The organism is Mesorhizobium sp. M0621, from assembly GCF_040320745.1.
Lineage (GTDB): Bacteria > Pseudomonadota > Alphaproteobacteria > Rhizobiales > Rhizobiaceae > Mesorhizobium.
This window is the reverse complement of sequence record NZ_JAMYQF010000028.1, coordinates 24,732-39,474: the sequence shown is the minus strand read 5'-3', so window position 1 is coordinate 39,474 and position 14,743 is coordinate 24,732. Positions and strand designations below refer to the sequence as shown.

General features: G+C 60.3%; 15 protein-coding genes and 1 tRNA gene. 6 read left to right on the top strand and 10 right to left on the bottom strand.

All coding sequences use genetic code 11. The features are described from left to right. Window positions 1–116: 116 nt before the first annotated feature. Window positions 117–242 (top strand): hypothetical protein, encoded by a 126-nt coding sequence (locus tag NKI38_RS19605; protein ID WP_352659835.1) that lies wholly within the window; start codon window positions 117–119, stop codon window positions 240–242. Here NKI38_RS19605 and NKI38_RS19600 read toward each other — a convergent pair whose 3' ends face one another. From NKI38_RS19600 to NKI38_RS19580, 5 genes are all read right to left on the bottom strand, one after another. Further along, window positions 243–590: a hypothetical protein gene (locus tag NKI38_RS19600; RefSeq protein WP_352659834.1), complete on the bottom strand. Its 348-nt coding sequence runs from the start codon at window positions 588–590 to the stop codon at window positions 243–245. A gap of 42 nt (window positions 591–632) precedes the next feature. Beyond that, on the bottom strand, window positions 633–1,229 hold the full coding sequence (locus tag NKI38_RS19595; RefSeq protein ID WP_352659833.1) for a hypothetical protein: 597 nt from the start codon (window positions 1,227–1,229) through the stop codon (window positions 633–635). A gap of 26 nt (window positions 1,230–1,255) precedes the next feature. Next, window positions 1,256–2,587 carry a gluzincin family metallopeptidase gene (locus NKI38_RS19590; RefSeq protein WP_352659860.1) on the bottom strand — a complete coding sequence of 444 codons (1,332 nt, stop codon included), beginning with the start codon at window positions 2,585–2,587 and terminating at the stop codon, window positions 1,256–1,258. A gap of 137 nt (window positions 2,588–2,724) precedes the next feature. Next, window positions 2,725–4,602, bottom strand: a complete 1,878-nt coding sequence (locus tag NKI38_RS19585; RefSeq protein ID WP_352659832.1) for a TPR end-of-group domain-containing protein — start codon at window positions 4,600–4,602, stop codon at window positions 2,725–2,727. A gap of 85 nt (window positions 4,603–4,687) precedes the next feature. Further along, the gene (locus NKI38_RS19580; protein ID WP_352659831.1) at window positions 4,688–4,888 is read right to left on the bottom strand and encodes a hypothetical protein; all 201 of its coding nucleotides are present in this window, start codon (window positions 4,886–4,888) and stop codon (window positions 4,688–4,690) included. 26 nt (window positions 4,889–4,914) lie between these two features. Here NKI38_RS19580 and NKI38_RS19575 point away from each other — a divergent pair, with 26 nt between their 5' ends. Then, complete coding sequence (locus NKI38_RS19575) at window positions 4,915–5,205, top strand: SapC family protein (RefSeq protein ID WP_352659830.1); 291 nt, start codon at window positions 4,915–4,917, stop codon at window positions 5,203–5,205. Here the strand turns inward: NKI38_RS19575 and NKI38_RS19570 are convergent. Next, window positions 5,202–5,765, bottom strand: a complete 564-nt coding sequence (locus tag NKI38_RS19570) for a type 1 glutamine amidotransferase domain-containing protein (protein WP_352659829.1) — start codon at window positions 5,763–5,765, stop codon at window positions 5,202–5,204. The two genes, NKI38_RS19575 and NKI38_RS19570, sit on opposite strands and share 4 nt — an antisense overlap. Before the next feature lie 524 nt (window positions 5,766–6,289). Here NKI38_RS19570 and NKI38_RS19565 point away from each other — a divergent pair. Beyond that, complete coding sequence (locus NKI38_RS19565; protein ID WP_352659828.1) at window positions 6,290–6,889, top strand: ankyrin repeat domain-containing protein; 600 nt, start codon at window positions 6,290–6,292, stop codon at window positions 6,887–6,889. Between the two features lie 12 nt (window positions 6,890–6,901). Further along, a complete protein-coding gene (locus tag NKI38_RS19560) occupies window positions 6,902–7,402 on the top strand; it encodes a YHS domain-containing (seleno)protein (RefSeq protein WP_502899338.1) in 501 nt (166 codons plus the stop codon). Window positions 7,403–7,418: 16 nt separating this feature from the next. Here NKI38_RS19560 and NKI38_RS19555 read toward each other — a convergent pair whose 3' ends face one another. The 3 genes from NKI38_RS19555 to NKI38_RS19545 form a co-directional block, all read right to left on the bottom strand. Beyond that, window positions 7,419–9,581 carry a tetratricopeptide repeat protein gene (locus NKI38_RS19555; protein ID WP_352659827.1) on the bottom strand — a complete coding sequence of 721 codons (2,163 nt, stop codon included), beginning with the start codon at window positions 9,579–9,581 and terminating at the stop codon, window positions 7,419–7,421. A gap of 144 nt (window positions 9,582–9,725) precedes the next feature. Next, window positions 9,726–10,094, bottom strand: a complete 369-nt coding sequence (locus tag NKI38_RS19550) for a hypothetical protein (RefSeq protein ID WP_352659826.1) — start codon at window positions 10,092–10,094, stop codon at window positions 9,726–9,728. Between the two features lie 203 nt (window positions 10,095–10,297). Then, a tRNA-Ser gene (locus NKI38_RS19545) sits at window positions 10,298–10,373 on the bottom strand. Between the two features lie 174 nt (window positions 10,374–10,547). Between NKI38_RS19545 and NKI38_RS19540 the strand changes: the two genes are divergently transcribed. Continuing rightward, window positions 10,548–11,801, top strand: a complete 1,254-nt coding sequence (locus NKI38_RS19540; RefSeq protein WP_352659825.1) for a tyrosine-type recombinase/integrase — start codon at window positions 10,548–10,550, stop codon at window positions 11,799–11,801. A 137-nt stretch (window positions 11,802–11,938) separates the two neighbouring features. Here the strand turns inward: NKI38_RS19540 and NKI38_RS19535 are convergent, their stop codons facing one another. Further along, window positions 11,939–12,553 carry a hypothetical protein gene (locus tag NKI38_RS19535; RefSeq protein WP_352659824.1) on the bottom strand — a complete coding sequence of 205 codons (615 nt, stop codon included), beginning with the start codon at window positions 12,551–12,553 and terminating at the stop codon, window positions 11,939–11,941. A 356-nt stretch (window positions 12,554–12,909) separates the two neighbouring features. Between NKI38_RS19535 and NKI38_RS19530 the strand changes: the two genes are divergently transcribed. After that, window positions 12,910–14,028: a hypothetical protein gene (locus NKI38_RS19530; RefSeq protein WP_352659823.1), complete on the top strand. Its 1,119-nt coding sequence runs from the start codon at window positions 12,910–12,912 to the stop codon at window positions 14,026–14,028. The last annotated feature ends 715 nt before the right edge of the window (window positions 14,029–14,743 follow it).

Sequence of the window (14,743 nt, the reverse complement as noted above, 5' to 3'; positions counted from 1 at the left end):
CACGTTCAGGGTTGGCTCTCACGTATGCGCCAAAGTCGAACGGCCTTCTGGGAGGCGAAGTTCGTCCGCAACAAGGAGCGAGATGAATGATTTGAGGAGGCAGCTGCGGAAGCCGCATGATCAAGCAGACGCTCGACCCACAAAAACATCATGAACCCCGGCAAGATTTTGCCGGCGTGAGGGCAGAGCCGCTGATTACCGATATGACTTTGCGGCTAGTCACAGCGTATTTTTGGAAGTGACTAGCTTGAGGACACGGTGATAGTCCCATCCTCAGGGCCACTTACGATGATTTCCTTGAAGTGTTTATTGTTGATTTGAACATAGTATTCCCCGTTTGAAGCGTCAGCGTCCGCTTTAACCTTGAAGTTTATTGTTGTAGTATCCTCGATGGTTACATAGTTGTCATATATCTCTAGATGCCTAGTTATTTTTAAAGTGTCTACATTAATAAAATCAATTGCTAAGTATTTTGTGTCGTTAAACCAACCACGGTCTGGGGCCACCGTCACGCTGACCGCGACCGGCTCTCCGGCTCTTACAGCATTCCCTTCAGGCGTATCGACACGCACTATATCTACTTTTGCCATGGTCCATCTCCCTTTGGCATTCTCAATTAACGATCGGAAACGCTAGTCGAGATCGCCACGCCCGTTGCGGTTCATGGCGCCACCGGACCGTCCCATCGCACCGCCAGACCTGCCCATGGCGCCGCCGGATCGCCCCATCGCACCGCCGGATCGGCCCATTGCTCCACCCGATCGACCAAACGAACGCGGGTCCAGCTCGGCACTCAACAGGACATCCTCGAGCGTTCCGGTGTCGAGTTCCAGCCGCATTGTCAGGTCACTCTTGTCGTAGACCCAGACCAGCATTCCGCGCGCAAACGAGCCTGTCTGCGATGATAATCCGGTATAGGCAGGATCGCTTGGACCGCGGCTCATGACCTTGAGATCGGTGTCCGCCGGGGCTGGATAATCAACCGCACTGCCAGGCCCATGAACAAGAAGTATGGTCGGTCGAGCCAGCTCGTAGAACTGCGCCTCGAAGGTGAACGCATATATCCTTGCAAGCAGGCTACCGGAGGCGTCGATCTGGTTCTGCAGGAATCTGTTGTTGCCAGGCCTTGGGGGACGTCCCCCATCGATCCTCTTCTTGAGCTTCAAATCCTCAAGAACTCTGCCGAACAAATGTATGGCGGAAGTATTTAGAATGGTTTCAGTTACCATGGATCACCCCATCTCCTGCATGTCGATCAAAGATCGGCGCCACTTCTGGACATCCAATATTTCTCGAAATAGCTCATGTCCGGCAAACGCGCCTGGTCCCGTGGGCGAGCGATTCGGCCTTCATGAACATGGCTCTTTCGGTTTGGCTTCGTCAGGCGAGGCCCGGCGCGGTAGCGAAAAATCCCTCTCCGGTCGAAATCCCGGAAGATGATCCTTGATAGTTCTCCTCCGGTCACACTGTCATCGACCGCGAGCATCGTTCTCGCCACGTCACCGTAGTCCAGGAAATCCGGGGCGAGAGCCCACAGCGTCTCGGCGAGATAGGTACCTACGATATCCCGCGCGTCGAGCAGCGCTTCGACGAAACTGTCCGGATTGCGGGCGAAATCGCGGTCAAAGACTTCCTGGAGCGGCAGCTCGGCAGCTGGGTCGATCTCGGCGAGGTCGGCAAGATTTTCGGCCTCCGGCGAGATCAGTCCTCGAGCCACCAAGCTCTCGTGAAAGACATCGACCAGAATGTCGAAGACGGCGCCCGTCAGAGGTTGTGACAGTGCATGCTCGTCGGTCCAGCCGTCCGCGAAATCGGCCATCGTCAGTTTGTTGTTGGCCTCGCGTATCTGGCGGTGCGGCGAAAATTCCGAGAAGCGAGAGAGTTGGTTGGCGATGTAGAGATTCCCGCGCGTCACCGTCAGAACATTTTCGATCACGGAGGGAAAATGCATGGCCGCGATCAACGAAACGCAGTCGGAAAAGGCCTCCTGAAAGCCCAGATATTCGGGGAACTCGGCTCCCGGCTTCGGTATGCCGAGGACGCCGTAGACGAATGCATGGCCAACCTCGTGCGCGATAATATCGAAGTCGAGGCTGAAGGGCAGCGCGCGTCCGTCTTTCACGAATTGGCTGCCGAGCTCGAGGAAGCCATAGCCGTATTGGGCGTTATCCCAATCCGGCAGGATCGAGATTTCCAGACGGTCGTAGTGATCGCTGAAATGCCAGGTGAGCGGTTGGCCGATGTAACGCTCCCAAACGTCGAGTGCGAAGCGCACGCAACCGAACGCGTGCGCTGCTTCGAAGCCGGGAGTCGAGGGCTGATAGTGATCGAAATTGCCTTCCTCGTCGGGAACGGCCGGATCGAGGATCGCTCGCGTCCAGGGCGGCAGGGAGATGAAGGGCGTGCCCAGCGGGCCGTGATTGACGCCATAGGGCCGCGTCTTGTCGACCGGCTCGACGACATACATACGATCGTCGGACGGACCTGGTCCGACGCTGCCTGGCGGGGAAGAAACCGTAATGATCTCAGGGCTTGACGTCGGGTCTTCAAACGGAGGCTGAACGAACAGCCTGAACCGGGTACCCATTCCCCACCTCTCGGTTATATTAGTAAAATAACATAATATCTGTAGGATGGCGAGGGCGTTGGTTTGTCCGGTAAATCTTCCTGAAGGCCGGTTCTTGATTATCGGCAATAAAATTGCCTCAAGAACAATGCGTATCGCTACTGCAGGAGCTGGAGCAACTTCTGGTAGCGAGGATGGCTGCGAACAGCGGCGAAATCGGAATCGTTCTTGAACCAGAGTCTCATCTCGGCGCCAGCCTGCGGCAGCCACGCTTCCAGAAGGTCGATCGAGCGTTCGAACTCCCCCAGCAACGCATAGGTACAAGCGGCATTGTATTGGACGTTGATATCGCTTGGGTCGATCGCCAGAGACCGGTCAAGCCACTTCCCTGCCCTGTCGCGTTCACCAAGGAAGGCCAGCACGATCGCCCCCAGGCAGGCACAATTGGCGTTCTCGGGATGCAGACGGAGTTCCTCTTCAGCTCTCTCCAATGCGATCCGCGCATAAAGCTCCGCGTCGTTCTGTTGGCCGAGGGTGCGGAAGACGTTCACCAGCATGACCGGTGCGCCGTAGTCGGTCGGTTTGATCTCCATCGCGCGCATGAAGTACGTCGCGGCGAGTTCGAACTGGCCGCCGGTTACACAGAACTCGGCGTAGTAGCGGTTGGCCTCGTGGCAATTGGGGTCGAGCGTGAGAGCCTGTTCGAACGCCGACGCGGCCTCGGAACGGCGATCGGCGAGGGACAGGGCAAAGCCCCTGGCTGAATGCGCCTCGGCCAAATTCGCGTCTAGAGCCAGGGCCTGATCGGCGGTCGCGAGAATGTCGTCCACTTGGATCGGTGAGCCGTAGATCGACTGAAGGCGTACGTCGCAGACCGCCAGGCCTGCATAGGCGCGGGCATATTCCGGATCGAGCTCGATGGCCCTGATATAGCTTTGTCTGGCCATCAGGTGGTTCGCCCTGGTCGCGATGTGGCTGTAATCGCGCCCTCGAAGATAATGCGTATAGGCTTCCACATCGTCCGTCGGCGCCTGCTCGATCGCCTTCTTCTCCTCGGGCAGGAGCCTGACCCTGAGCTGCGCCACGACCGCCTTGGCGATTTCGTCCTGGACGGCGAAGATGTCGGTGAGGTCGCGGTCGTAGCGGGCAGCCCAGACGTGTCCGTCTGTGGCGCCCTCGATCAGCTCGGCATTGATCCTGACCCGGTTTCCCGCCTTGCGGACGCTGCCCTCGACAATGTAGCCGACGCCAAGCTCCCTGGCGATGCGTTCCATCTTGTCGGTCCTGCCCTTGAAGGCGAAGACCGTATTGCGACTGAGCACGAACAGGCCGGAAACGTTCGAGAGGTCGGTTATGATATCTTCCGTGATGCCGTCGCTGAAATACTGCTGGTCGGGATCATTGCTCAGATTGGCGAAGGGTAGGATCGCCACCGACGGCTTGTCGGACCGCACTAGCGTCTGGACGCTCCCGGCCGCAATATGCGTCTCGACATGCGGGACGCCCTGGTCCCAGTTGGCGAAATAGACGTGCACCGGCTGCGCAATGTTCTTGACGGTCCTGGCGCCCTGATCGGCGAAGTCGACGCCCAGCTTGTTGCCGACCTCATGGCGCACCGCTTCCGAGCAGGCGATGCCGCCGGGTATCGCGAGACCCTGCAGCCGCACCGCAAGATTGACGCCGTCGCCATGGAAATCATCACCGTCGACGATGATGTCGCCAAGGTTGATGCCCATGCGAAACTTGAAATGCCGGTCCTCGGGGATGCCGGCATTCCGCTCGGACATGCCGCGTTGGATCTCGACCGCGCAGCGCGCCGCATTGATTACGCTGCCGAACTCCACCAGGAAGCCGTCACCCATCACCTTAAAGATGCGCCCACCGTGCTTGGTGACGGTCGGATCGAAGAACTCCCGTCGATGCTGCCGAAGGAGATTAAGCGTGTGCTCTTCGTCGACCTCCATAAGACGGCTATAGCCGACCACGTCTGCCGCCAGGATCGCCGCCAGCCGACGCTCAACATGCTCCTCTGACATGTCGCCTCCTGAAATCGCAAACAATGGTTCTGCCTGATTTAGTTCTATCTGATTTACCTGGTCGGCGCCAACGCCGCTGGAATGGTCACTCGCGCCGGTCCTGATACGGCTGCCAAACCAGGCGGCGCAGCACTGGTCGCAGCCTAAGCGATTCGGCCGTGCGGTCGACGTCGTACACGGGAATAGGAATCGGCACCGAGGCGACCAGGCAGGCGCTCGCCTCCGCAACCAGTTTCAGATCGATTTCAATGCCACGAGATCGATGATCGAAAGGATCGACGCGCATGGCCTGTTTTCGCACGCCAGAGCAAGGTGACGCTGGAAGGTGGCGAAGTGCGCAACCTCACCGATTTCCAGGCGATCGACGAGCCGGCCTTCAACAAACTGAGCGACGAGGCCTTTCTCGACCTGCGCAAATCCGGCACGCTCGGCATGCTCTACTGCCACCTCGCCTCGACCAACAGCTGGACCTCGCTGGTGCATCAGGCATCGCTGCGGAAGGCGGACGGTACGAAGAGCGCCTGGCGCGGCTACGACCGACTCGCTCAAAAAGCCTGCGCCGATTGGCGCGACCTTCATGAAATCCAGGCCCAGGCGGGCTAGGCTGCCGCCTTCCTGTCGTGCCGCCCTTCCCTGATTTCCTCGGCGAGCTTGCCGCAGAACGCGTCGAGATCGCTTGGGTTGCGGCTGGTGACAAGCCCCTGGTCGGTGACCACCGCGCTGTCCTCCCAGACACCACCGGCATTGATCACGTCGGTCTTGATCGATTTGTAGGACGTGACCCGGCGGCCCTTCACAATTCCAGTCTCGACGAGAAGCCAGGGCGCATGGCAGATCGCGCCGACGACCTTGTTGGCCGACCAGAACGACTTGATGAAATCCAGGGCTTTCCGCTCCACCCGCAGCAGGTCCGGATTGATGACGCCGCCGGGCAGCACGATCGCGTCGTAGTCATCCGCCCGCGTCTCATCCAAAATCTTGTCGACGGGAACCTCGCGGCCCCAATCCTTGTGGTCCCAGCCCCTGATCTTGCCGCTTGCGAGCGACACGACATCGACTTTAGCGCCTGCTTCACGCAATTTCTTGAGCGGCACTTCAAGTTCGGCCTGTTCAAAGCCGTTTGTCGCAAGGATAGCGACGCGCTTGCCGGAAATATCCTGCATTGGTTCTCTCCATCGTTGGATTGACGGTGGGCTAACGAGACCCAGCGGGAACCGTTCCTCGCTGTAATTTTATGTGATTTCTGAGGAGGACGAGGAAGTTTCGGCCAAGCAGCTCGGCCAGCGTCGGCCCAAAAACGAAAAAGCCGCGGGTTTCCGCGGCTTTTCGATGCTTGATTCCCCGGAAGGAAATTGGAGCGGGTGAAGCGATTCGAACGCGACCCCCACCCTGGCAACCCATTGATTCCACGACACTTCTCGTCGCAAGCCGCAACCTATTCAGGAGTATGCCAGTTCCGGAGATCGGCGAAGGTGACTAGCTGGTTCCGGTTTCGCGCGCTTGGGAAGCGGCCCGCCGACGGGATAGTCCCGACTGCGACGAGCTACACGTCCTCCATGTTTATCTGAACCTTCGCAGCACATTTTGGCGGTGACGGGGCGGCAGGCTGCTGTTCAATCACGCGCCATTCCTGGACTACCCAAGCGACCGGCCTCATGCTACTTTAGGCGCCTCTAAAGGACAGGCGATGCGCGGCTTGCTGGCAACAGTCGTTCTGGCGTTGACGGTCGCCACGGCGGCCGCAGCCGATCCTTTGTTTGATGCCGTTGCAGCGGGAGACGTGGCGGCCGTGGAGCGGGCCCTGGCCGGCGGCGCCGCAGTCGACAGCCGCGCCCGCGACCAGGCAACCCCTCTCATCGACGCCGCGCTCGGCGGTCAGCGTCAAATCGCCGAGCTGCTGATCGGCAAGGGCGCCAAGGTCATGGCGCGCAACTCCGGCGGCTTCACGCCGCTCCACGCTGCGGCCTATTCCGGCAGCCTGCCGGTCGTGAAGCTCCTGCTCGACCATGGCGCTGTGCTCGACGATGCGGCCAACAAGGCGGGCGCCACGCCGATGATGGTGGCCGGCGAGGAGGACCATGGCGACGTGGTCGAGTTCCTGATCTCGCGCGGCGCCGACATCGGCCATGCCGAGGTACACGGCTATACTCCGATCACCCGCGCCTTCGGGAAACGCCATGCCGACATCGTCAAGCTCTACAAGCGCCATGGCGCGACCTGCCAGTCCGCGGCCGCCATGAAGGACACGGAAGAGAACTATAAGCGCTGCATGGACATTCACGATTGATGGAGAACCGCAATGCACACAATCGACATACCCAAATCCCTGAGAAATTTGGTTCTGGCCGGCGGTGTCGCCTTCACGGTGATGGGCGCGGCGCCGGCGCATGCCGACGGCACGGTGAACACCGGCTACTTCGGCGGCGTGGCCATCATGGGCTATGATCCCGTCTCCTATTTCACTGATGGCAAGGCGGTCAAAGGCTCGGAGAAGATTTCTTACGATTGGCTCGGTACGCCTTGGCACTTCGCCAACGACGAGCATCGCAAAATGTTCATGAGCGAGCCCGTCAAATACGCTCCGCAATATGGAGGCTATTGCGTGGGCGAGGTTTCGTTGGATTCGGTCACTGTCAACGTTGATCCCGAGGCGTTCAAGATCATCGACGGCAAGCTCTATCTGGCCTACGACAAGCCGGACATGGAGATCATCGCGGCCCATGCCGACGACGTGCTGCCAAAGGCGGAAGCCGCTTGGCCGACCATCAAGACGCGGCTGGAGCGGGACCAGATCAACTGACCCTTCCGATCGGGCCTCAGCCGGCCGGCGAGAAGTGGAAGACCACGCGCGCGTTCACGAAGGTGAACGCGGGTTCGCCCTCGCGCCTGAACACCGGGCCGCAATCCGGGCGGCCGAACGCGTTTTCGCTCTGCTCGCAAAGCAGATCCTGTTTCACGAACACGGTTTCGGTGATGAACTGGGTGGTTGAGCGGAAGGCCGCCTGGCCGTCCTTGCCGATCTGCATGATCGCCGGCCGCGAACCAGGCTCCGCGAGACCTTTCAGCAGGTGGCCGATGACCAGAGCGGCGATCTCCTCGCCCTTCAGCCGATCGCGCTCGCTGCCCTTGAAGCCGTATGGCCATTCCGGCAGCCCCGCCTGCCGCAATGCGCTGATGAAGGTCTCCAGGTCCTGCGGATTGCGGAAATGCCATCCCATCCTGATCCCGGCGATGGAGTCGTCGTTGGGCAAATAGCTCAGGCCATGGCTCACCGCCGCCTGCGCTTCGGGGAGGCGGCCGGCCTGCGCATAGGCGGCACCGAGCGATATCAGGATGTTGCCGACACCTGGCGCATCATCGCGGGCGCGTTCCAGCGCCGCGATCGCGCGTTTGCTGTCGCCGTTGAAGAAGAAGACGATGCCGGCGATCCGGCGGTTGATTGGCGACAGATCGGGGTCAAGTCGCAAGGCTGTCTCGATCGCCGCGGCGGCTTCCGGAAACCTGCCGTCGAACAGGTAGACGTAGCCGAGCGCGACCTGCGCTTCGATGTCGCCCGGTCCAAGCGCTACGGCCCGCTTGGCCGATGCGATCGCCTCGTCGAAACGCTCGTCCACAGTCTGGAGGATGGCGAGCATCGCGTAGGGCAGCGACAAATCCGGATTGAGTTGCAGCGCACGCCCGGCGCTCTCATAGGCGCGCTTGCGCGCCGGGGCGGACTGCAGCACATCGTCGTAGGCGCTGCGCCAGATGTAGACGGCGGTGCGCGCATCGGCGGCGAATGCCGCGGCGAACGAAGGATCGAGCGAAACCGCCTTGGCGTAGAACTCCAGCGCCTCCCGCATGCCCTGTGGGCGGCCCGTGAACGCGGCGTGCTCACCGCGCAGATAGTAGTCGTAGGCCTCGAGGTTGGCGGTGGGCGGTCGCTCCATTCTCTTCGCTTCCGTCGCCGAGGGCTCGACGTCGAGCGCGGCAACGATCTCCTTTCGCATCTCGTCCTGCACGGCGAGTACGTCGGTCGCGCGCCGGTCGAAGCGCTCGGCCCATACATGATCGCCGTTTGCCGTGTCGATTAGCTGCGCGTTTATGCGTATCAGTTCGCCGGTCGGCCTGACGCTGCCCTCGACGAGGAACTCGACGCCGAGCTGGCGCCTGATGTCGGCGAAATCGGGCGGCTTGCCCTTGTAGGCGGCGACCGAGTTGCCGGCGATGACGTCGAGACCGGAGAGTTTCGCCAGGTCGGTGATCAGATCCTCTGTGAGGCCCTCGGCGAAATAGTCCTGGCCCGGATCGCCGCTCAGATTGGCAAACGGCAGCACGGCGACGGACGGGCGTTGCGGCGTTCGCGGCCATTGCCATGCAATCACCGCGCCGGTGAGCGCGACGACCAGCATCGCCGCGCCCGCGACCAGGATCGCCGGCCCGGGCCGACGGCGCGCGCCGCTCACCACCTTGCCGGCCTGGGCTGGATCCAGCAGCACGCGATAGACGCGCACGGGATCGGCGATGTTCTTCAGCCGCTGCTCGCCGAGGTTAGCGAAGCCGACGTTTGCTTTGTGCACGGCGTGGTCGAAGGCAGTGCCGGAAATGCAGATGCCGCCCGACTCCGCTTGCGCCTCCAGGCGCGCGGCGATGTTGACGCCGTCGCCGTAGATGTCGTCGCCCTCGACGATGATGTCGCCGAGATTGACGCCGATGCGGAAGCGGATGCGCCGCTCCTCCGGCAGGTCGCTGTCGCGCTCGACCATCTTGCGCTGAATGTCGGCGGCGCACTGCACCGCATCGACCACGCTGCCGAACTCGACCAACGCACCGTCGCCCATGAGCTTGATCATGCGCCCGTGATGTCCGGCGATGGAGGGATCGACCAGTTGGCGCCGGCAGGCCTTCAGGCGCTCCAGCGTGCCGACCTCGTCGGCGCCCATGAGCCGGCTGTAGCCGACGACGTCGGCGGCAAGTATGGCGGTCAGCCGCCGCTCCATGTGTGCCTGTGCTCCATTGCCGGCGCGTGATGGCCACCCGACGCACTCTACTACAGCGATAATCGTAACGCACCCGTGACCCGCGGCTGACGTCGGACGGAAGGTGATCCGCTTTGATCCGGCGGCGATTGCTGGCACTGCAGCTCAAAGGCCCTTCCGATAGCGAGGCGACAGCTCAGCCCCCCGACCGCCGCCGAAGACAGCGTGGCGGGCTTGGCGTTCATGGTTGAGGAGGCCGCGATCCGCAAGTGCCGGCGAGCAGATGACATCGCCGAGAGCGAGGCCGGCAAGCGAGGCCTCCACTACGTCTTCGGGCTCCATGACCGGGACGTTTGGCCGCAAAACGGCCTTTCCGTCGACGTGCTCGCTCACCGTCGGCTGCAACACTTCCTTGCGGCGAGCTTTCAGCGCCGCCAGCGTGCCTTTCTCATCGTTCTCCATGAGACGGCTGTAGCCGACGACGTCGGCCGCGAGAATCGCTGCGAGACGGCGCGGGGCACGAGAGTCGGCCATCACATTTCCTCAAGGTGCCAATCTCCGATTTGTATTAGGGCGCGTTGTGGGAGTCCACTGGCGGCCGGCCGGCTAATTGCCGACATGGTAGTCGTGGGTAGAAGCTCGGCGCCTTCGCGCTCCCCCTCCCGCTCCCCCGGGCCCAGACAGCAAAAAGGCCCGGTTACCCGGGCCCTTTATGCTTTTCAAATCTAAAGAAGATTTGGAGCGGGTGAAGCGATTCGAACGCTCGACCCCAACCTTGGCAAGGTCAATTTTCAACTGCGCGTTCCTATCCGCCTCTTCGCTATTCTTCGACAAGCCATTGATGTTTCAGCATATAGCGGACACCATGCTTCGCATGGATATCCAGCAGACACCTCGCTTACTATTCCGGCTGCTTACATTTCGCTTACATTCTGCCATCGCTGTGATAATGTAAGCATAGAAGCGAACAACCGCGAGCCGTGTTCAATGGGAAAACTGACCAAACGCGCTGTAGATGCCCAAACGCCCCCGGACAAAGGACAGACGTTCCTGTGGGACGGCGAAATAAGGGGCTTTGGCGTCCGCGTTGTGCCTTCGGGCCTGAAGACGTTCGTCGTTCAGTACCGCAATATTGAAGGCCGCACCCGACGCATGACTATCGGCCGCTACGGAGTGATGACGGTCGAGCAAGCTCGCGATCAGGCCAAAGTCAAGCTGGGTGCTGTAGCCGGCGGCGCTGACCCGGCAGCGGAGAACGCTAGTTTGCGCGAAGCGATCACGGTCACTGAGGTGTGCGACTGGTATCTTAAAGAAGCTGAGGCAGGCCGCATCCTGGGGCGTCGTCATCGTCCCATCAAGACGTCCACGTTGGCGATGGATCGGAGCCGTATTGAAACTCATATCAAGCCGCTGCTCGGTCGCCGGCAAGTGCGGGCGCTCAAGCTCGGAGATATTGAGGCCCTGCAGTCTGATATCGCGAGTGGAAGGACTGCGAAACCGCGCGGCGTTGGCCGCGGCGGAGCTACCACCGGGGGCGCCGGTGTTGCGGCGCGAACCGTCTCGACGCTCCAGAGTCTTTTTGCGCATGCAGTGCGGCTTGACGTTGTTGCCTCCAACCCGGCAGTGGGCGTGCGCAAGCGCGTCGGGAAGAGGAGGGAACGCCGCCTGACCGTCGCGGAGATCAAAAGGCTGGGCGAGGTGATGCGCGTCGCCGAAAGGAATGACGAGCACCCAGTGGCGCTGGCCGGAGTGCGACTGATGCTGCTGACGGGATTTCGGATATCGGAAGTTCAAGGAATGAAGCGCGACTGGTTGCACGCCGATCAGGGCTATGTCCATTTCCCTGATACTAAGAGCGATGGTCAGGTGCGCGCGATCGGACCGCGAGCCGCTGATCTCGCAGCCAGCCAGCCGGCGCGCAAGAACTGCCCTTACATACTACCGTCAGATATCGGCGATGGTCACTTCACGGCGACGAAAAGCTGTCTTGCTCGGTTGTGCGCCGGCGCCAACATCGAGGGCGTCACTCCGCACACGCTGCGGCACACCTTTGGCAGCGTGGCTGGCGATTTGGGATTTTCCGAGTTGACGATTGCCGCACTTCTCGGCCATGCCGCCAGGGGTGTCACTCAAGGCTATGTTCATATCGACGAGGCACTCAAATTAGCCGCGACACGGACGTGCGAGGAAATCGCCTCTCTCCTTGAAACCGGCGGACAAGGCTCGGCTGTTAAAAGCTAGACGAGCGGGCTCGGCAAGGATCTCATCACCACTAGCAACGGTTGGCGCGGCCGATTATGCCCCCCGAAGGCAGATGTTGTTTGTCACGAGTAGTCCCGGCCCGCGGCTACCGCCGGCCGGGACTTGGAATTCCCCTGCTATCCGTTATGTCCCACACCGCCCATACCGACGCTTACGACACCGGGCAGCAATGCCCGTTGTGCCGGCGTCAAACCGTTCTCCCAAGAGCCACCGCCCATTCCGACGGTACCGCCTCCGAGGTCGAAATGCATCTCATCGGTAGCGCCGTACTTGCCCTTCGGCCCACTGAAGTAGCCGCCCCACCGAAACTTGCCGGTAAGTTCCGGATACTTCTCCAACTGAACGATGCGCGCAATCTGCGCGAACTGCTCATAGATACGAAACGTACTCGGGTCCTGATAATTCGGAAGCTTGCGGCCCGTCTTCAGGTCAACGAGCCAAATATCCGCTGCCATACCCTTGCCATGGAAGCGCGGGTCACCAGCCCGGAAACCCGAGTAAGCCTCCACCCGATATCCGCCGAAACGCTGTGCCGCGATGTTCAGGATATCCATGAGCCGGGAATCAACACCGTCCTTAAAGTTACCGACGATCTTAAGCGGCAACCCCCTTGCATCGGGCTGCTGGCCCTGCGGCGACACGCCCGTCATATGCGCAGAAGGCTGAGCTGCGGTGGTGGAGCATCCGAGAAGAGAGGTCGTCATCACAAGAATTTTAAGAAATTTGCGCATGGCCGTCACTCCGTTTGACGGGCCGCTAAACAGTCACGAGGCGCTATTGCTCTCGTCAGACCGAGCCCGTTGTTGGAGAAGTTGACGGGTTGCCTGTGCGATTTACATTGGGATTGGAAGTACTACTGTTGTATCGGTTTCCGATTTCAAGTACGTATGTTTAGTATTTGGCAAACGACAAAAATAAGACATAATTAGACAGTCCATATTCGGCACATGGGTGCTTGACTGTATTCGGGAATCGCTCATCCGTTCGGCCTCGTTCGACGTCATTTAGGGAAGGTGCAAATTTTCTTCTCGCATTTGAACAAGCACATCCCACATGTTCATACGGCAAGTTTTTTTGGGAGTGACCAATGAAGCCGCTGAGCGACCTCGAAAAGATCGAGATCTTGATAGCGAGAGAGCGCAAATCCGGATACCAAGATCCGCAAAAAAGAGTTCTGTTTCTAATTGGCATAGACAGCAGATCGACACTGAAGAATCTGCGGGATGACGCGCGGAATGGTGACGGTGACGGCAACCTCAAGAGCGAAGCCGTACGGCGAAAGCTGAACCACGAGTTCAGCAAGTTTCTAGTCGAGCCCGGTTCGGACGAGTACCGCGCGTTTTTTGACGAAATCAAGAACGCGTTGGGCGACGAGAGCGCAGGGAAGCTTCCTGACATTAAACAAATGGATCGCTATTTGATTCCGCTTGCCTACGGGGTTTGGGCGATCGAAGCTCTCAATCCCGGTCTACCTGCTGCCTATCGCATCCTCATTGGACGTAAGGCCCATCGTGTGATGTTCGATTGGCTGAAGGCTGCTAAACGCCGTCGGGCAGTGAAGACGCATCACTTCACCGTTCCCGACGATCAAGTTGCGCAGCGCGGCGTCGCAGTCGTGGAAGCGTTGGTTGCCATCGTCGCCGAGCATCCGGACCCGCCGCCAGGTTTCTTCGACCATGGCGACGTGCGTGCACAACGCAACGGTTACCGAATGTTTCGTATCATCTTGGATTCAGATCACACTGGCTGGCTTGGGATGTCTCCAGGCCTGGACACCGAAGACCGAACACGGGTGCTGGCAAACGCGTATAAGCGCGGCCTGGCCGACGATTTGACTTGGTTGCGCAAAGTGATGCCGTCTGAGATCGGCTGCTCCTACAACGCTTGGTTGATGGCCATGAATGCTGGAGACTGGAAGGCGTCGCTCAGATTCGCTGAGGGGCTGTTCGAAGACTTTCCGATTCTCAAAACGTCAGTGATGGGATTGAAGGCCGTCAAGGATGACCCGGAAATGTGGCCAGGCATTGCCGCGGTGATGGAAGACCGCAGCACGGACGGACTCGATGAATTGCGCGCGATTCTGAAGTCGGGTGATCCGGATCTGGCGGAGATGGTGGCCGCCGCAGAGAGAGCACGATCAGTGATCGCAAGATGCGGAAGTTATCCCGAGGCCATCAAGGCAATGGTAGATGGAGAGAAGAAATGAAGATTTTGCGGAATGCTCTGTGCGCTACGGTTCTCTCGATCCTTAGCGTTTATTCTATGCCTGCTTCTTCCTACGATTGGCGAGTAATTGGGGGAGGTGCTAGCCTCGCACCGGCCACTCAAGAGGGCGGCACGTCGACCCAGTCGCAACTTCGCGATTGGCGCACTATTGGCAACGATGCCGTCGCCTGAACGGTTGCTGCTTGATCCGGCTACGCATTGAGAACTGCGACTGGCAGCCCAGTCTATATTTGGCAGTCGCAGGGGGTTAATCGGTCGTTCGAAAAGTTCCGGAGCCGGGGGAATTTGGTGCAGTATCCGGTGGCGTTTCCACCAAGCACATTTGACTGTTCCAGGGGTGGCGCCGGCGGCGTGGCTGTGCCCAGCGTGGCGGTCGAACATTGCCCCTGTCCGCCCTCAGCGCTGCGCTACTGCCGTACACCACAGCGACTTGCGGCACTGTGGCAGTTTAGCCATGCGCGTTATCAGCACGTATCCGGGAACCTCCAAGACGCGAACCGCCGCGGACGGCGACAGTCGGCCCCGCGTCCCGTCCTGCGGCCGGCGCTATGCTGAGCTCCTGCGGCTGTCCCGTTCACCGCCCGCCGCGGGGGCGAATTTCCTCCGTCCCATGCGCGACAATTGTCCGCTGGTGCGGACGCGCGCAGGACTGCGGTTTATACGCCGTTCTTTCCTTAGAGCGCCGGCAGGCGCCG

Coding starts and splice junctions, on each gene's coding strand:
- NKI38_RS19605 (WP_352659835.1), top strand. CDS start 117: ATGATCAAGCAGACGCTCGACCCACAAAAACATCATGAACCCCGGCAA.
- NKI38_RS19600 (WP_352659834.1), bottom strand. CDS start 590: ATGGCAAAAGTAGATATAGTGCGTGTCGATACGCCTGAAGGGAATGCT.
- NKI38_RS19595 (WP_352659833.1), bottom strand. CDS start 1,229: ATGGTAACTGAAACCATTCTAAATACTTCCGCCATACATTTGTTCGGC.
- NKI38_RS19590 (WP_352659860.1), bottom strand. CDS start 2,587: ATGGGTACCCGGTTCAGGCTGTTCGTTCAGCCTCCGTTTGAAGACCCG.
- NKI38_RS19585 (WP_352659832.1), bottom strand. CDS start 4,602: ATGTCAGAGGAGCATGTTGAGCGTCGGCTGGCGGCGATCCTGGCGGCA.
- NKI38_RS19580 (WP_352659831.1), bottom strand. CDS start 4,888: ATGCGCGTCGATCCTTTCGATCATCGATCTCGTGGCATTGAAATCGAT.
- NKI38_RS19570 (WP_352659829.1), bottom strand. CDS start 5,765: ATGCAGGATATTTCCGGCAAGCGCGTCGCTATCCTTGCGACAAACGGC.
- NKI38_RS19565 (WP_352659828.1), top strand. CDS start 6,290: ATGCGCGGCTTGCTGGCAACAGTCGTTCTGGCGTTGACGGTCGCCACG.
- NKI38_RS19560 (WP_502899338.1), top strand. CDS start 6,902: ATGCACACAATCGACATACCCAAATCCCTGAGAAATTTGGTTCTGGCC.
- NKI38_RS19555 (WP_352659827.1), bottom strand. CDS start 9,581: ATGGAGCGGCGGCTGACCGCCATACTTGCCGCCGACGTCGTCGGCTAC.
- NKI38_RS19550 (WP_352659826.1), bottom strand. CDS start 10,094: ATGGCCGACTCTCGTGCCCCGCGCCGTCTCGCAGCGATTCTCGCGGCC.
- NKI38_RS19540 (WP_352659825.1), top strand. CDS start 10,548: ATGGGAAAACTGACCAAACGCGCTGTAGATGCCCAAACGCCCCCGGAC.
- NKI38_RS19535 (WP_352659824.1), bottom strand. CDS start 12,553: ATGCGCAAATTTCTTAAAATTCTTGTGATGACGACCTCTCTTCTCGGA.
- NKI38_RS19530 (WP_352659823.1), top strand. CDS start 12,910: ATGAAGCCGCTGAGCGACCTCGAAAAGATCGAGATCTTGATAGCGAGA.